The following is a 14,971-nucleotide window of genomic DNA, read 5'->3' as shown; positions in this document are numbered from 1 at the left end:
GGCAGGGGAGAGGTCGCGCCCCGGCTCAGGAGGCGCGGGCGAGGGCGATGGAGCTGTCCGCGAGATCGAGCCGGGCGATGTCGATCTCCCGCACCGGTCCGTCGCGGAGGGGGGCCTCCGCCCCGATCTCCGCCAGGATCACGTCCATCTCCGACTTGGGCATGGCCCGGCCGAACAGGTAGCCCTGGCCGTAATCGCAGCCCTGATCGGAGAGCCAATCCACGCTGGCATCCGTCTCGATCCCCTCGGCGGTCGTCGCGAGGCCGAGGCTGGAGCCGAGCTTGATGATGGCGTCCACGAGCTTGGCGCGCTCGTCGCTCATGGTGATCGCGTCCACGTAGCTGCGGTCGATCTTGAGCTTGTCGAACTTCAGTTCGCGCAGGTGGTACAGGCTGGAATAGCCCGTGCCGAAATCGTCCAGCGCGATGCGTACGCCGAGGCGCTGCAGCGAGGTGAGGGTCGCGCGGGTCGCCTCCAGATCCTGGATCAGCGCGCTCTCGGTGATCTCCACCTCCAGGCGGCCCGGCGGGAAGCCGGTCTCGGTGAGGATCGCGAGAATCCGCTCGGCCAGCCACACGTCCTGGAACTGGTGGGGCGCGATGTTGACCGCGAGCACGAGGTGGGCGGGCCAGTCGCGGGCATCGAGGCAGGCGCGGCGGATCAGGCTGTAGCTCAGTTCGGAGATCATGCCCGTCTCCTCGGCGACGGGGATGAACTCGGTCGGGGGAATGAGGCCCCGCTCCGGGTGGCGCCAGCGGGCCAGGACCTCGACGCCGACGATGGCCTTCCCCGGCAGCGCGACCACGGGCTGGTAGAAGGGCTCGATCGCCCCGCATTCGATGGCCGTGCGCAGCTCCGCCTCCAGGCGGGCGCGGGCGCGCAGTTCCTCGTCCATGGCGCTGCGGAAGAAGCGGTAGGTGCCGCGCCCCTCCTTCTTGCCCTGGTACATGGCGAGGTCGGCGGCGTGGAGGATGGCGTCGGCATCGACGTAGTCGCGGGTCACCGCCGCGACGCCCACCGTCGCCCCGACCTTCAATTCGTTCTGGCTCCAGTGGATCGGCGCCGCGATGGAGGCGATCACGCTCTGCGCGAGGCGGGACAGGCCCTCCGTGCCGTGGGAGAGCGGGACGAGCAGCGCGAACTCGTCGCCGCCGAGGCGGGCGGCGACGCCGCCGGGGGGCAGGAGGGCGTTGAGGCGGTCGGCCACGGCGCAGAGCACCGCGTTGCCCGCCGCATGGCCGTAGAGGTCGTTGACCGGCTTGAACCGGTCGAGGTCGATGAGCAGGACCGCCGAGAGCTCGGGGCCGGCCAGCAGGCGCACGCGCTCGACCTCCTCCAGGAAGCGGCGGCGGTTGGCGAGGCCGGTCAGCCCGTCGTGGCGGGCGATCGCCTCGGCCTGGGCGGCGGCGGCGTCCCGCTCCAGCATGAGGCGGCGCATGATGATCGACTTGCGGATGCTCGCGCCGCAGATCGCGACGCCCATGCAGGCGCCGAGGATCATGAACTCCCCGAGCCTATAGGTCTGCACCACCTCGTGCAGGACGTCGAAGGAGCCGAGCGCGATCCCGACGAACCAGATTCCGGCGCCGATCAGGAGCAGGCACAGGGTCTCGTACAGCTCGCCCTTTTGCCACTGCTTGATCGTCGCCTTGGTCATCACGGTCTCCCGCCGAAGCCGGGCCGGCGCGGAGGGATCCCGCCGACCATCCCGCTTTGCAGGCCACCCGATCCTCGCGTCCTGCCCCGGGCAGGCCGGACTGATGGGCGACCGGGAGTCGTTAGACCATTCGGAGACTAAAACGAGGTGAAGACGTCACCCGATAAATTCTAGGGTTGGCGACTTGGACACGGTCATGATTGACCGAAACATAATTGCTCAGGCTCGAAAACGTTCACCGTGCCCCTATTCGGCCGGTTCTTCGGACTCGCCGCCGCGCGCGGGAACCCTACCACGACAGGCGTTCGATCACCGCCGTCGGCCTGACGGGCTGGGCGGCCAGCCACGCGGCCACATCGCCGAGGCGATGGTGCTCGGCCGAGACGCCGAGTTCCTCCGCATGAATGCCCCGGGCCACGAGGAGGCTCGCGATGCCGAAGCCGCTCGCCCCGGCGATGTCCGTGCGGATGGCGTCGCCCACCGCGATCACCCGCGCCCCGTCGTCCGGGGGGCCGCCGTCCAGGGCGGCGGCCTTCGCGAGCGCCGCCTCGTAGACCGGACGGTGCGGCTTGCCCGCGTAGATCGTCGCGCCCCCGAGATCCTCGTAGGCCGCCGCCAGGAGGCCGGCGCAGGGGATCAGGCGATTGCCGCTCTCGACCACGAGGTCGGGGTTGGCGCAGATCATCGGCACGCCCCGCCGGGCGAGGCGGCTCAATTCTTCGCGATAATCGTCGGGCGTCTCGGCGCGGTCGTCGAACAGGCCGGTGCAGACGACGAGGTCGGCCTCCTCCTCCGGCACCAGGGTGAGGTCGAGGCCGGAGAAGATGCCGAGGTCCCGCTCGGGGCCGAGGTGCCGGATGCGGGCGCCGGGCCGTTCGGCGATCAGGCCGCGGGTGAGGTCGCCGGAGGTCAGAATCGCGTCGTAGGCCTCCCGCGGCACGCCGAACCTGTCGAGGATCCGGCCCACGCCCTCCCCCGGCCGGGGCGCGTTCGAGACCAGCACCACCCGGCGGCGCCGGGACCCCGGCAGGGCACGGAACCGCATCAGCGCCTCGCCCGCCGCGACATGGGCCTTCTGCCCGTCGTGGAGCACGCCCCACACGTCGCAGAGGATGAGGTCGTGGCCCTCGGCGATGTCGGAGAATCCGGTCAAGGTGGGGATGCGTGCGGTCATCGGTGGTCTCTGGTTCGAAGAAGGCCGCACCCCTCACCCTCGCGCCCCCATCCTGAGGCGCCGGAGCGCAGCGGAGCCCTCCTTCGAGGCGGCTTCGCCGCACCTCAGGATGAGGGAATCGACGGGATGGGTCGGTTTCTCGGTCGATTATCAGGATGAGAACGAGCGTGGGAGGGCCTGGACGGCGTCGGTCAGACCCTCCGGCTGTCCTCGCGGGAGGCGATTGCGCTCACGTCGCCTTGGCGAGGCGGTGCTCGGCGAAGAAGTCGAGCATCGCCCGCGAGGCGTCGGGTCCGCCGGAATCGGTGTAGCTGCCCTCCGGCCGCCCGCCCGACCACGCATGGCCGACGCCCCGGATGCGCCAATCCTCGATGACGACCCGGCCGTTCCGGTCGGCGTAGCGCGTCCGCTGGTAGGGGTATCCCCCGGCCGTCGCCTCGACGGATTCCGCGATCGCCGTCAGGCCGGAGGCTTCCGCCTGGGTGAGGATCTGGTCCGCGTTGCGCACGCTCACCGTCCCGTCGTCGGTGCCGTGGAAGACGATGGTCGGGATGCGCTTGGGCGTAACCGGCGCGCCGAAATGCGGACCGGTGCCGAAACCCGGCGCGCCGACCTGCATCGCCATCAGCGCCGAGCCGAGGTCCCGGGCGCACCCCGCCGCGAGGCCGGAATGCACGCCCACCGCCGCGTAGAGGTCGGGATAGGCGTGGGCGATGTTCATCGCCGCCGCGCCGCCCGCCGACATGCCCGCGATGTAGACCTGCGCCGGATCGACCGGGTACGCCTCCAAGACCGACCGGGTGATGCCGGCGATGATCGCCGCCTCGCCGGACTCGCGGCCCTGGTCGCCGGGATCGTACCAGTTCCAGCACTTCTGCGGGTGGGCCGACCGGCTCTGGGCGGGATAGGCCACGTAGAGGCCCGCACGTTCCGCCAGGACGTTCATGCCCGTGCCGGCGGCGAAGTCGTCGGGGTTCTGGGTGCAGCCGTGCAGCATGACCACCAGGGCGGCGGGCGCCTGCGGGCGGGAGGGCACGAACAGCTTGTAGTCCCGCGCCCCGGTGGGGCCGGAATAGGTGCGCGCCAGGAAGGCGCCGCCCGCGGCGCTCCCCGTGGCGCCCGCCTTGCCGGAAGATCCGCTCGTGGCGCCGCGCTGGGGCGCCCCCTGCGGCGCGCGCAACGGCTGGCCCAGCCCCTTCAGGACGGGGGCGATGCCTTTCACCACCGTGTCCATCACCTCGCGGACGCGCTGGCCCGGAGACGCCTCGCCACCCTGGCGGGGCGATGCCGCCCCCCGTCCGAGGAGGCTGCGCTGGATGAGGGCGGTCGCCTCCTCCAGGCGGCCGAGGCCCGTGAGCCGCGTGGCCTCGGCCATGTCGGCCAGGGGATCGCCGGGCGACCGGGAGCCGGACGTCGGGTCGTGCTTGCCGAAGTGATCGGACATGGGGAACCTCGTCTCGGGAGGGGGCGTCAGCGGAGGCGGTCGGCGAGGGCGGCCCGGACGGCCGGGCTCGCCTGCAGGCTGCCGAGGACGGTCAGGGTACCGATCGTCTCGCGGGCGAGTTCGGGGGTGACGTCGGCCCCGATCGTCGCGAGGCCGAGGACGGAGATGTCGAGCATCCGCCCCTCGGCGCGGGCGGCTTCCAGATCCGCCCGGCCGATCCGGCACAGGCCGAGTTCGACGCTGCGCCGCACCACCGATTGCCGGGTGATGTCGGCGTGGCGGTCGATCTGGTTGCGGATCGCGGTGCGGATGAAGTCGCTACGATTGGCATAGACACCCTCCGACACGAGGAGATCGACGTAGCCGAGGTCCACGTGGCCGAGGTTGATCGTGATCTTCTCGCTGTCCGGCACCCGCGTGACCGGCATTCCCTGACTGTGCGCCATCGACCGTCCCACCATCCGTATGGATGGCATATAGAGGGTCGATTTCGCATTGCAACAGAATTTATTGCAATGCGAAATCGCGCACCCGCCCTCAGGCTTCGGGCGCCGGGATGTAGTCGGCCCAGATGGCGGACGCCCCGAGGCTCGCCCGGAACGCGTCGTGCCGCTCCCGCTCGGCGTCGCTCAGGCGGCTGCGATAGGTGCGGACGGCGGCCGCCCCGGCACCGGGCAGGACCGCGCCCGCGGGGGCGGCGGCCTCGGCCACGAGGAGGCCGAGGCTCGTCTGCTTGCCGCCGAGCAGCTCGACATAGACCTCCGCCAGGATCTGCGCGTCGAGGAGGGCGCCGTGCTTGGTGCGGCGGGAATTGTCGATGCCGTAGCGGGAGCAGAGGGCATCGAGGTTGTTGGCCGCGCCGGGGTGTTTCCGCCGCGCCATGGGCAGGGTGTCGACCACGTCGTCGAGCGCGATGGGCTTCGGCCCCCCCGCCCCGAGGCGGGCAAACTCCATGTTGAGGAAGCCCACGTCGAAGGGCGCGTTGTGGATCACGAGGCGGGCGTCCCCCAGGAAGTCGAGGAATTCCCCGACGACCGCCTTGAAGACCGGCTTGTCCGCCAGGAACGCGTCGGACAGCCCATGGACGGCGAAGGCCCCCTCGGAGACGGCGCGCTCCGGGTTGACGTAGCAATGGTAGGTCCGGCCGGTGGGGATGTGGTTGAACAGCTCCACCGCCCCGATCTCGATGAGCCGGTCGCCGGTCTTGGCGTCCGTGCCGGTGGTCTCGGTGTCGAGGACGATCTCGCGCAGCATTGTGTCGGGCCCTGCCGATCCGGGGGCGGTGAGCCTACGCCGTTCCGGACCCGAGAGTAAGCGGGCGGGGGCGCGGCCTCCCGCATGAATGGCTCCGGCCGCGTTCGCTCCCGCGAGGGAGCCGCACCCTCACCGTCATCGCGAACGCAGTGAAGCGATCCCGGGCAGCGGCACGTCTCCGGCCGTGGCGCGCCTCTCGATCGCTTCGCCTTCGCTCGCGATGACGGCGGGAGCCGGAGGAGCCCTCCCGGGCCGCCGCTCAGGTCAGCGCCTCGACGATCCGCGCCACCTCGGCCTCCGCGACGGCAAAGCCGCGACCGGTGTCGATGACGTAATCCGCCCGCGCCCGCTTCTCCGCATCCGGCATCTGCTTGGCGAGGATCGCCGCGAAGGTCTCCCCGGTCATGCCGGGCCGGGCGAGGACACGCTGGCGCTGGGTCTCCGCCGGGGCGCTCACCACCGCGACGGCATCGCAGCGGGCCTCGCCGCCGGTCTCGTAGAGCAGGGGGATGTCGAGCACGACGAGGGGGGCGCCCGCGTGGTCGGCGACGAAGGCGTCGGCCTGCGCCCGCACCAGGGGGTGGACCAGGGCTTCGAGGGCGGCCATCCGCTCCGGCGCGCCGAGCACGGCGTGGCGCAGGGCCGTCCGATCGACCCCGCCGTCTGCGTCGAGCACACCGGGAAACGCCCGCCCGATGGCCTCGGCCGCCGCGCCGCCCGGCCCGTAGAGGGCATGGACGGCGGCATCGGCATCGTGCACCGGCACGCCGCGCGCCCGGAACATCGCCGCCGTGGCGGATTTGCCCATGCCGATCGAGCCGGTGAGCCCGAGGACGAAGGGTGTCTTCCCACTCACCGGGCGAGGTCCGCGACGATGGTCTCGCGCAGGGCCGCCGTCACCGCGGGCCGGGTGCCGAACCACGCCGCGAAGCCGGGCACCGCCTGATGCAGCAGCATCCCGAGCCCGTCCACCGCCGCGAGCCCCCGGCGGCGCGCCGCCGCGAGGAGGTCGGTTTCCAGCGGCGCGTAAACAATGTCCGCCACCGCCGCCCCCGCCGGGAGGGGCGCGAGGTCGAGGGTCAGGGGCGGCTGCCCCTTCATGCCGAGGGAGGTCGTGTTCACGAGGAGGCCCGCCCCCTCCATCGCCGCCGGCAGGTCGGCCCAGGCGAGGGCCTCCGCGACGCCGGGCGCGAGGGCCGCGACCGCCTCGGCCCGCTCGCGCGTGCGGTTGGCGACGCGGATGCGCGCCACGCCCCGCTCCGCGAGGCCCACCACGAGGGCCCGCGCCGCGCCCCCCGCCCCGAGGATCACCGCCTCGCCCCGCGCCGGCCAATCCGGCCCCAGGCTCTGGTCGAGATGGGCGCAGAAGCCGGGCGCGTCGGTGTTGTCGCCCCGCACGCGACCGCCCTCCCCCACCACGAGGGTGTTGACGGCGCCGATCGCCCGCGCCCGCTCGGTGACGTCGTCGGCGAGCGCGAAGGCCGCCTCCTTGTGCGGGATGGTGACGTTGCCGCCGGCGAAACCCGAGGTTGGCAGGCCGCGCAGGAACTCCGCGAAGGCCTCCGGCGCCACGTCGAGGCGCTCGTAGGACCCGGCGATGCCGTGCTCCGCGAGCCAGTGGCCGTGGATCAGCGGCGAGCGGGAATGGGCGATGGGATGCCCGACGACGAAGGCCCTGATCATGCGCCGCACGCTCCGGCGAGACGGCAATCGGGCCCGCCGGCCTCCTCGATCTGCAGGGTGGCATGGCCGATGCCGAACCGGTCGCGCAGGCCGTCGGCGGTGGCGATGAGGAAGGCGTTGCCGGGGTGGCCGGCCTCCATCACGAGGTGGGCGGTGAGGGCGACGCTGGTGGTGCTCATCGGCCAGATATGGAGATCGTGCAGCGCGGCGACGCCGGGGCGCTCCCTCAGGAAGCCATCGACGGCCTGGGGCGAGATGTCCGGCGGCACGGCGTCCAGGGACATGGCCACGCTGTCGCGCAGGAGCCCCCAGGTGGCCCAGACCACGAGCCCGGCGACCACGAGGCTCACGGCGGGGTCGATCCATTCGAGGCCCGTCGCCCAGATGACGAGTCCCGCGCCCACCACCCCCGCCGAGACGGCGGCATCGGCCGCCATGTGCAGGTAGGCGCCGCGGATGTTGATGTCGCCCTTGGCGCCGCTGGCGAAGAGCCAGGCCGTGAACCCGTTCACGAGGATGCCGATGGCGGCCACCACCATCACCGTGACGCCCGCCACCGGCTCGGGATGGACGAGGCGCACAGCCGCCTCCCAGATCACCGCCCCCATGGCGACGAGGAGGAAGACCGCGTTGAACAGGGCCGCCAGGATCGAGGAGCCGCGATAGCCGTAGGTGAACCGCGCCGTCCGCTGGCGCCGCACGAGGACTGAGGCCACCCACGCCGCCACCAAACCGAGCACGTCGGAGAGGTTGTGCCCGGCATCGGCCACGAGGGACATGGCGTTGGCGGCGTAGCCGTAGCCTGCCTCCACCACGACGAAGGCCGTGTTGAGGGCGATGCCCACGGCGAAGGCGGTGCCGAAGTGCTTCGGCGCGTGGTTGTGGCCGCCGTGACCGTGATCGTGACCGTGATCATGGCCATGGCCGCCGTGAGGATGGCTCCCGTGGGAGTGGCTGTGTCCGCTCACGCTGCGCACCCTCTGCGGCCAAGGTCCGGGATTCCAAAGGGATCATCCCTTCGGTGGGGTCCAGGGGCAAGGCCCCTGGGAAGGCAGGGCGCTGCCCTGCACCGGCCGGAGGGCTCGCCCGCCGGACACCCTTTATGGGGCTAGAACCGGAGCAGGCCAGCGGCGCGCAGGCGGGCCAGGAGCGGCAGCAGGGGCAGGCCCAGCACCGTGCTGTGGTCGCCCTCGACCCGCTCGAACAGGTGGATGCCCGGACCTTCGAGTTGGTAGCCGCCGACGCTGGTGCAGACGTGCTCACGCCCGGCGCAGGCGAGATAGGCGTCGATGGCCGCCGCATTGAGGGGACGCATCGTCATCCGCGCCGTCTCGACGAAGACCTCCGTCGTCCCGTCCCGGACGAGGGCCACGGCGGAATGGAGGGCGTGGGTGCGGCCCGCGAGCCGGGCGAGATGCGCCCGCGCCCCGTCGAGGTCGGCCGGCTTGTGGAAGATCTCCGCCCCCAGGGCGAGCACCTGATCCGCGCCGATCACCACCCGGTCCGGATGGCGCCGGGCCACGGCCTCGGCCTTCGCCCGCGCCAGGGCCTCGGCCAGGGCGACGGGCGACAGCCCCTCCGCCGCGGCTTCGACCGCGCGCTCATCGACGCCGGGGGCGTGGGTCTCCACGGGCAACGCGGCGCTCTCCAGCAGGAGGCGCCGGGTCGGGCTGGTGGAGGCGAGGAGGAGTGGCGCCGCGGCGGTCCAGGGCGAATGCATGGCGCGAGGGAGTATCCGCCCGGCCGGCATCTTGCAACGGCCGGGCCGCGCGGGCTCGGTCGATCGCGCGAAGCGTGCGACGCGCCCTGCCGTCGACTCTACGCACGGCAGGGCTGTCGCTGGGGTCGATACGCGACGTGACCCCTGAAGACACCTTGGCAGCAAACGGTTAGCCGAAGGTCAACGAGGCGCTACTTCCGCGTCGGGCCGGGCTTGCCGCTCACTGTGGTCCGCGCCGCGAGCGCAGTGTTGATTTCGAACAGGAGCAGGTCGGCGGCAAGGCGCAAGGCGCCGTGACCGCTGCGGCCAAGGGCGGTGCGCACCTCGATCCCCAATGCTGCCGCCTCGGCCAGTGGATCCTCGCGAACGAGGCCGTGATCGTCCGCGCGCTGTGAGGCAGGGGCAGGGAAATGGGCGGTCGGCTGATGATAGTCCGTGGTGTCCAAGATGAGACCGCGGCCCGTCATGCGACCGCGTTCATCCCAGGCGAAATAGCCTCGGAACTCCGCCCACCGATAGGTGCCGCCCTTCGACGTGACCCGAACCTCCGAGAGCGTTGGACCACCCGTGGCCAGGATTTTCCAGCAACGGGAGAGAGCCGCCGCGCGATCGTCCTCGTGGACCACTTCCACGCCTTCAAGGATCGGGAGCGGCACGCCCCCGAGTTCCTCGTTGTCGTAGATGAACCTTGCGCCGGCGGTGTCGAGCGTCACCGTCCGGTCGACCGCATCGATCATCCATTCGCCGACGACGCCGGCGGCGACAAGAGCGGAGGTCGAACTGGAGACGGTGGCGGCCATGCACTGCTCTTGCGCCTGACAGACCAGGCGTCAATCACTTATGCAGTCGACCGCCGCCATTTTCCATTGGACATAAGTCAAAGGCCGAGCGATCAGGTGTTCATCGAATCGAAGAAATCTGAATTCGTTTTGGTCTGCCGGAGCTTATCCAGCAAGAATTCGATCGCGTCCGTGACGCCCATCGGGTTGAGGATGCGCCGCAGGACGTAAGTCTTCTTGAGGGAATCCGGCGGAACCAGCAGCTCTTCCTTGCGAGTACCCGAGCGAGTAATGTCGATCGCGGGGAAGATCCTCTTATCGGACACCTTACGGTCCAGAATGATTTCCGAATTGCCGGTGCCCTTGAACTCTTCGAAGATCACCTCGTCCATGCGCGAGCCCGTATCGATCAGCGCGGTGGCGATGATCGAGAGCGAGCCGCCCTCCTCGATGTTGCGGGCGGCGCCGAAGAAGCGCTTCGGCCGCTGGAGGGCGTTGGCGTCCACGCCGCCGGTGAGCACCTTGCCGGAGGACGGCACCACGGTGTTGTAGGCGCGGCCGAGCCGGGTGATCGAATCGAGGAGAATCACCACGTCGCGGCCGTGCTCGACGAGGCGCTTGGCCTTCTCGATCACCATCTCCGCCACCTGCACGTGGCGGGTGGCCGGCTCGTCGAAGGTCGAGGCGATGACTTCGCCCTTCACCGAGCGCTGCATGTCGGTCACCTCCTCCGGCCGCTCGTCGATGAGCAGCACGATGAGGTAGCATTCGGGGTGATTGAGGGTGATCGATTGCGCGATGTTCTGCATCAGCACGGTCTTACCCGTGCGCGGCGGCGCCACGATCAGGGCGCGCTGGCCCTTGCCGATCGGCGCCACGATGTCGATGATTCGCGGACTGAAGTCCTTCTTGGTCGGGTTGTCCAACTCCAGCTTGAACCGCTTCGTGGGGAACAGCGGCGTCAGGTTGTCGAAGTGGACCTTGTGCTTGATCTTTTCCGGGTTCTCGAAATTGATCGTGTTGACCTTCAGGAGCGCGAAGTAGCGCTCGCCGTCCTTCGGGCCGCGGATCGGCCCCTCGACGGTGTCGCCGGTCCGCAGGCCGAAGCGGCGGATCTGGGTCGGCGAGATGTAGATGTCGTCCGGACCCGGCAGGTAGTTCGAATCGTTTGAGCGCAGGAAGCCGAAGCCGTCCTGCAGCACCTCGACGGTGCCGGCGCCGATGATCTCCACCTCCTTGGAAGCGAGCTGCTTCAGGATGGCGAACATCAACTCCTGCTTGCGCATGGTCGAGGCGTTCTCGACCTCGACCTCCTCCGCGAAGGCGATGAGGTCGGTGGGCGTCTTGGCCTTGAGGTCGGAGAGCTTGACCTCGCGCATTCCCGCGAGGGCGGCCACGGTGACCTCGGTCGGCTCAACGGTCTCGAGGTCGGCGAGGGCGTCGGAGTCTGGCGTCATGGAGTATTCTGACCGACGAGGGCGGGATGGGGAGGTCGGTTTCGCGCCAAGCTCCCGGGGAGGGGCGCCGGAGGGCGGGCTGGGCCGCGGTGCGGAGCCCGAACATCGACTGTTGGCGAACCGTTTGGCAGGACCCTGGCAGCCCACGGGCGCGCTGCGGCGCGGACCTTGTGGGGCGGGCCCATGTTCCATACAGCGTTTCGCCGACGGGCTCAAGGGGATCCCGAAAACTGACCCGCCCGGGGTCTCTCAACGCCGTCCGGGGGTTGGACCGCTCGGAGCGCGGGTGGAACCGGGGCAAGGCAGGCCCGTTGCCCGTCCCGTTCACCGCGCCGCAGCGCAACCGAGATTCCGTTCATGCGAGACGATGCCACCGGCCGCACGATCCTGGCCCACGAACCGCGCCGGATTCCCTGGCTCGACCTCGTGTTCGGCTTCGGGCCGATGCTGCCCATCGTGGCGGGCGCCGCGACGGCGTGGTGGCTCCAGGGACAGCCCCTCGACTACCTCGTGGCCCTCGCCACCCAGTTCTACGCGGCCTCGATCCTGTGTTTCCTGGCGGGCGTCCACCGGGGCGTCAGCTTCCGCACGGAGGGCGGCCCGCGCCTGTCGCAGTTGGTGACGATGCTTGTGCTGTACGGCCTCGGCCTCGGCAGCCTGCTGGCGGCGGCGATGGGCAAGGCGGTGCCGAGCCTCGCGATGCTGATCCTCGGCTATCTGCTGGTCGCCGTCCTCGATCCTCTCCAGGCGCGGACCGGGGGCGTCCCCCTGGCCCATGCGAGGCTGCGCCCGATTCAGATGCCGCTGGCGATCGTGAGCCTCGCCGTGCTGCTCTGGATCAAGCTCAACGCCCCCTACTGAGGCCGCCCTCCCCGGCCCCTCGGCTTGCCGCCTCCCGATACGCTGCGTTACAGCCCGGCGAGGGCGATCCGGCCGGGTCGCCCCCCCGGATGCGGCCGCCTCCCGAGGGGACGCCCGCGAACAGAAAACGATTGCCGTCATGTCGAAGGCCGAGAACCGGGCCGAGAGCCGACCCGAGACCCTGAAGCCCCGCCTGCCCCGCGGCTTCATCGACCGGCGCGCCGGGGAGATCGCGGCGCAGCACCGGATGCTGGAGACGATCCGCCAGAGCTTCGAGCTCTACGGCTTCGAGGCGCTGGAGACGCCCTTCGTCGAGTACACCGAGTCGCTCGGCAAGTTCCTGCCCGACCTCGACCGGCCGAATGCCGGCGTCTTCTCCTTCCAGGACGACGACGAAGCGTGGCTGTCGCTCCGCTACGACCTGACCGCCCCGCTCGCGCGGTTCGTGGCCGAGCACTTCGATTCCCTGCCCAAGCCCTACCGCAGCTTCCGCGCCGGCTACGTCTTCCGCAACGAGAAGCCGGGGCCCGGCCGCTTCCGCCAGTTCATGCAGTTCGACGCGGACATCGTCGGCGCGCCGACCGTGGCGGCGGATGCCGAGGTCTGCATGCTGATGGCCGACACCCTGAACCGCCTCGGCCTCGCCGGGCGGTTCGTGGTGAAGGTCAACAACCGCAAGGTGCTCGACGGCGTGATGGAGGCGGCGGGCCTTGCGGGGGCGGACAAGGCCGCCCAGCGCCTCACCGTGCTGCGCGCCATCGACAAGCTCGACCGCCTCGGCGTCGATGGCGTCCGCGCCCTCCTCGGCCCGGGCCGGAAGGACGAGAGCGGCGACTTCACCAAGGGCGCCGGGCTCGACGAGGCGGCGGCCGAGCGCATCCTCGCCTATGTCGGCCTCCAGGCCGATCCGGGCGAGGGCGCCGACCGCGTCGCCTTCTGGGAGCGCTTCTTCGAGGGCTGGCACGCGGCGGTGGGCGCGTCCGAGACCGGGCGCGAGGGCATTGCCGAATTGCACGCCATGATGCGCCTCTGCGGCGCGGCGGGGTACGGCCACGACGTCATCCGCGCCGATCCGAGCGTGGTGCGCGGCCTCGAATACTACACCGGCCCAGTCTACGAGGCCGAGCTGACCTTCCCCGTCACCAACGAGGACGGCCAGACCGTCCGCTTCGGCTCCGTGGCGGGCGGCGGGCGCTACGACGGGCTCGTCGGGCGCTTCCGGTCCGAGCCGGTCCCGGCGACGGGCTTCTCCATCGGCGTGTCGCGCCTGTTCTCGGCGCTGCAGCTCACCAAAAGCCCGCTCCTCGCCGGCGCGGAAGCCCCCGGCCCGGTGGTGGTCCTCGTCCTCGACCGCGAGAACATGGCGGACTACCAGCGCCTCGTGACCCTGCTGCGGGCGGACGGGATCAAGGCCGAGCTCTATCTCGGCACCGCCGGCATGAAGGCCCAGATGAAATACGCCGACCGCCGCAAGGCGCCGGTCGCCGTCATCCAGGGCTCGAACGAGCGCCTGGCGGGCGAGGTCCAGATCAAGGACCTGATCGAGGGCGCCCGCGCCGCCGAGGGCATCGCGAGCAACGCCGAGTGGAAGGCCGCCCGCCCGGCCCAGTTCTCCTGTCCGGAGCTGGACATGGTGGCCCAGGTGAAGGCGGTGCTCGCGCGGCATTTTTCGCACGCGGGGGAGTGAGGCTGGCCCGCGCCGTCATCGCGAGCGAAGCGAAGCGATTCAGGGCAGCGGGACGTTCGCGGATGTGGCGTGTCCCTGGTTTGCGACACTGCGTTTGCAATGACGAAAGGGCGAGGATGACGACCGACCGCATGCCGGACCTCCCGGCCGACGCCCTCACCGACGCGCAACGGCAAGCCGCCGCGGCCTTCCAGGCCGAGCGGGGCGTGCCGGTCTTCGGGCCGTTCACGCCGCTGCTGCGCAGCCCCGAGATGATGCAGTGCGCGAGCCGGATGGGGCTCTACCTGCGCTACAACAGCGTGCTGCCCCTGCGGATCAGCGAGTTCGCCATCCTCGTGGTCGCGCGGGAATGGAGCCAGCAGGTGGAATGGCATATCCACCATCCCATCGCCCTCAAGGCCGGCGTCGCGCCGGAGACGGCGCAGGCTGTCGCGGAGGGCCGCCGCCCGACGACGATGAGCGAGGACGAGACGCTGGCCTACGACTTCTCGATCGAGTTGCAGCGCCACCGGGGGGTGAGCGATGCCACCTATGCGGCCCTCGTCGCCCGCTTCGGCGAGCAGGGAGCAATCGATCTCACCGGCATCAACGGCTACTACGCCCTGCTCGCCATGACGATGAACGTCGCCCGCACCGCCCTGCCGGAGGGCGCGCCCCGCCCCCTGCCGCCGCTGGTGCCGTGAAGGGCAAGGCCGCACACCGTGCGGGATCCCGCTTGTGGTAGCGGCGGGATCGGTCTAACCCCCGCCATCCCCTTTCCGCCCGGACGAGAGTCATGGTCGCCCATACCCGCGCCGAACCGGCGCGCCGAGAGCCCGACCCGCGGGTCGCTGGAGCCCGCATCCTCGTCGTCGAGGCCCGCTACTACGACGCGCTGGCAGACGAACTCCTCAAGGGCGCCCGCGCCGCCATCGCGGCGGCTGGGGCGACGGCCGAGGTCGTCACCGTGCCCGGCGCGCTGGAAATCCCCGCCGCCGTGGCGATCCTGTTCGAGACGGGCACCTACGACGCGGTGGTGACCCTCGGCTGCGTGATCCGGGGCGAAACCGGCCATTACGACATCGTCGCCGGCGAGAGCGCCCGCGCCCTCATGGATCTGTCGGTGAACCGGACGATTCCGCTGGGCAACGGCATCCTCACCGTCGAAACCGAGGAGCAGGCCTGGGCGCGCGCCCGCGTCTCCGAGCAGGACAAGGGCGGCGGCGCGGCCGAGGCGGCGCTGGCCGTCCTCGCCATCAAGCGGGCGGTGCGATGA

General features: G+C 70.9%; 15 protein-coding genes. 4 read left to right on the top strand and 11 right to left on the bottom strand.

Going from position 1 to position 14,971, the window contains the following annotated elements; translation table 11 throughout:
* Nucleotides 1-25: 25 nt before the first annotated feature.
* The 11 genes from MFF06_RS12660 to rho form a co-directional block, all read right to left on the bottom strand.
* Nucleotides 26-1,657: a putative bifunctional diguanylate cyclase/phosphodiesterase gene (locus tag MFF06_RS12660; protein WP_238204294.1), complete on the bottom strand. Its 1,632-nt coding sequence runs from the start codon at nt 1,655-1,657 to the stop codon at nt 26-28.
* Nucleotides 1,658-1,946: 289 nt separating this feature from the next.
* Entirely contained in the window at nt 1,947-2,831 is an 885-nt protein-coding gene (locus tag MFF06_RS12655; protein WP_238204292.1) for a TIGR01459 family HAD-type hydrolase, read from the bottom strand.
* A gap of 229 nt (nt 2,832-3,060) precedes the next feature.
* Nucleotides 3,061-4,275, bottom strand: coding sequence for an extracellular catalytic domain type 1 short-chain-length polyhydroxyalkanoate depolymerase (locus MFF06_RS12650; RefSeq protein WP_238204290.1), 1,215 nt, complete (start codon nt 4,273-4,275; stop codon nt 3,061-3,063).
* Between the two features lie 26 nt (nt 4,276-4,301).
* Nucleotides 4,302-4,721 (bottom strand): ribbon-helix-helix domain-containing protein, encoded by a 420-nt coding sequence (locus MFF06_RS12645; protein ID WP_238204288.1) that lies wholly within the window; start codon nt 4,719-4,721, stop codon nt 4,302-4,304.
* A 91-nt stretch (nt 4,722-4,812) separates the two neighbouring features.
* The gene (gene dnaQ, locus MFF06_RS12640) at nt 4,813-5,529 is read right to left on the bottom strand and encodes a DNA polymerase III subunit epsilon (protein ID WP_238204286.1); all 717 of its coding nucleotides are present in this window, start codon (nt 5,527-5,529) and stop codon (nt 4,813-4,815) included.
* A gap of 259 nt (nt 5,530-5,788) precedes the next feature.
* Complete coding sequence (gene coaE, locus MFF06_RS12635; RefSeq protein ID WP_283207269.1) at nt 5,789-6,385, bottom strand: dephospho-CoA kinase; 597 nt, start codon at nt 6,383-6,385, stop codon at nt 5,789-5,791.
* Nucleotides 6,382-7,212, bottom strand: coding sequence for a shikimate dehydrogenase (locus MFF06_RS12630; protein ID WP_238204283.1), 831 nt, complete (start codon nt 7,210-7,212; stop codon nt 6,382-6,384). The genes coaE and MFF06_RS12630 overlap by 4 nt, the downstream gene beginning before the upstream one ends.
* Entirely contained in the window at nt 7,209-8,180 is a 972-nt protein-coding gene (locus MFF06_RS12625) for a cation diffusion facilitator family transporter (protein ID WP_238204281.1), read from the bottom strand. Before MFF06_RS12625 ends, MFF06_RS12630 begins: the two co-directional genes overlap by 4 nt.
* A 140-nt stretch (nt 8,181-8,320) precedes the next feature.
* Nucleotides 8,321-8,932, bottom strand: a complete 612-nt coding sequence (locus tag MFF06_RS12620; protein WP_238204279.1) for a Maf family protein — start codon at nt 8,930-8,932, stop codon at nt 8,321-8,323.
* 191 nt (nt 8,933-9,123) lie between these two features.
* A complete protein-coding gene (locus MFF06_RS12615) occupies nt 9,124-9,732 on the bottom strand; it encodes a PAS domain-containing protein (RefSeq protein ID WP_238204277.1) in 609 nt (202 codons plus the stop codon).
* Between the two features lie 92 nt (nt 9,733-9,824).
* Nucleotides 9,825-11,168, bottom strand: a complete 1,344-nt coding sequence (gene rho / locus MFF06_RS12610; protein WP_238204275.1) for a transcription termination factor Rho — start codon at nt 11,166-11,168, stop codon at nt 9,825-9,827.
* 357 nt (nt 11,169-11,525) lie between these two features.
* Between rho and MFF06_RS12605 the strand changes: the two genes are divergently transcribed.
* The 4 genes from MFF06_RS12605 (at nt 11,526) to ribH (ending at nt 14,971) form a co-directional block, all read left to right on the top strand.
* Nucleotides 11,526-12,029, top strand: coding sequence for a DUF3429 domain-containing protein (locus tag MFF06_RS12605; protein WP_238204273.1), 504 nt, complete (start codon nt 11,526-11,528; stop codon nt 12,027-12,029).
* A 139-nt stretch (nt 12,030-12,168) separates the two neighbouring features.
* The gene (gene hisS, locus MFF06_RS12600) at nt 12,169-13,716 is read left to right on the top strand and encodes a histidine--tRNA ligase (protein WP_238204271.1); all 1,548 of its coding nucleotides are present in this window, start codon (nt 12,169-12,171) and stop codon (nt 13,714-13,716) included.
* A gap of 116 nt (nt 13,717-13,832) precedes the next feature.
* The gene (locus MFF06_RS12595; RefSeq protein WP_238204269.1) at nt 13,833-14,399 is read left to right on the top strand and encodes a carboxymuconolactone decarboxylase family protein; all 567 of its coding nucleotides are present in this window, start codon (nt 13,833-13,835) and stop codon (nt 14,397-14,399) included.
* A gap of 92 nt (nt 14,400-14,491) precedes the next feature.
* Nucleotides 14,492-14,971 carry a 6,7-dimethyl-8-ribityllumazine synthase gene (gene ribH / locus MFF06_RS12590; RefSeq protein ID WP_238204266.1) on the top strand — a complete coding sequence of 160 codons (480 nt, stop codon included), beginning with the start codon at nt 14,492-14,494 and terminating at the stop codon, nt 14,969-14,971.

It is taken from the genome of Methylobacterium aerolatum, assembly GCF_022179085.1.
GTDB classification, from domain to species: domain Bacteria; phylum Pseudomonadota; class Alphaproteobacteria; order Rhizobiales; family Beijerinckiaceae; genus Methylobacterium; species Methylobacterium aerolatum.
The sequence above is the reverse complement of the archived record's forward strand: the minus strand, read 5'-3'. Positions and strand labels throughout refer to the sequence as shown.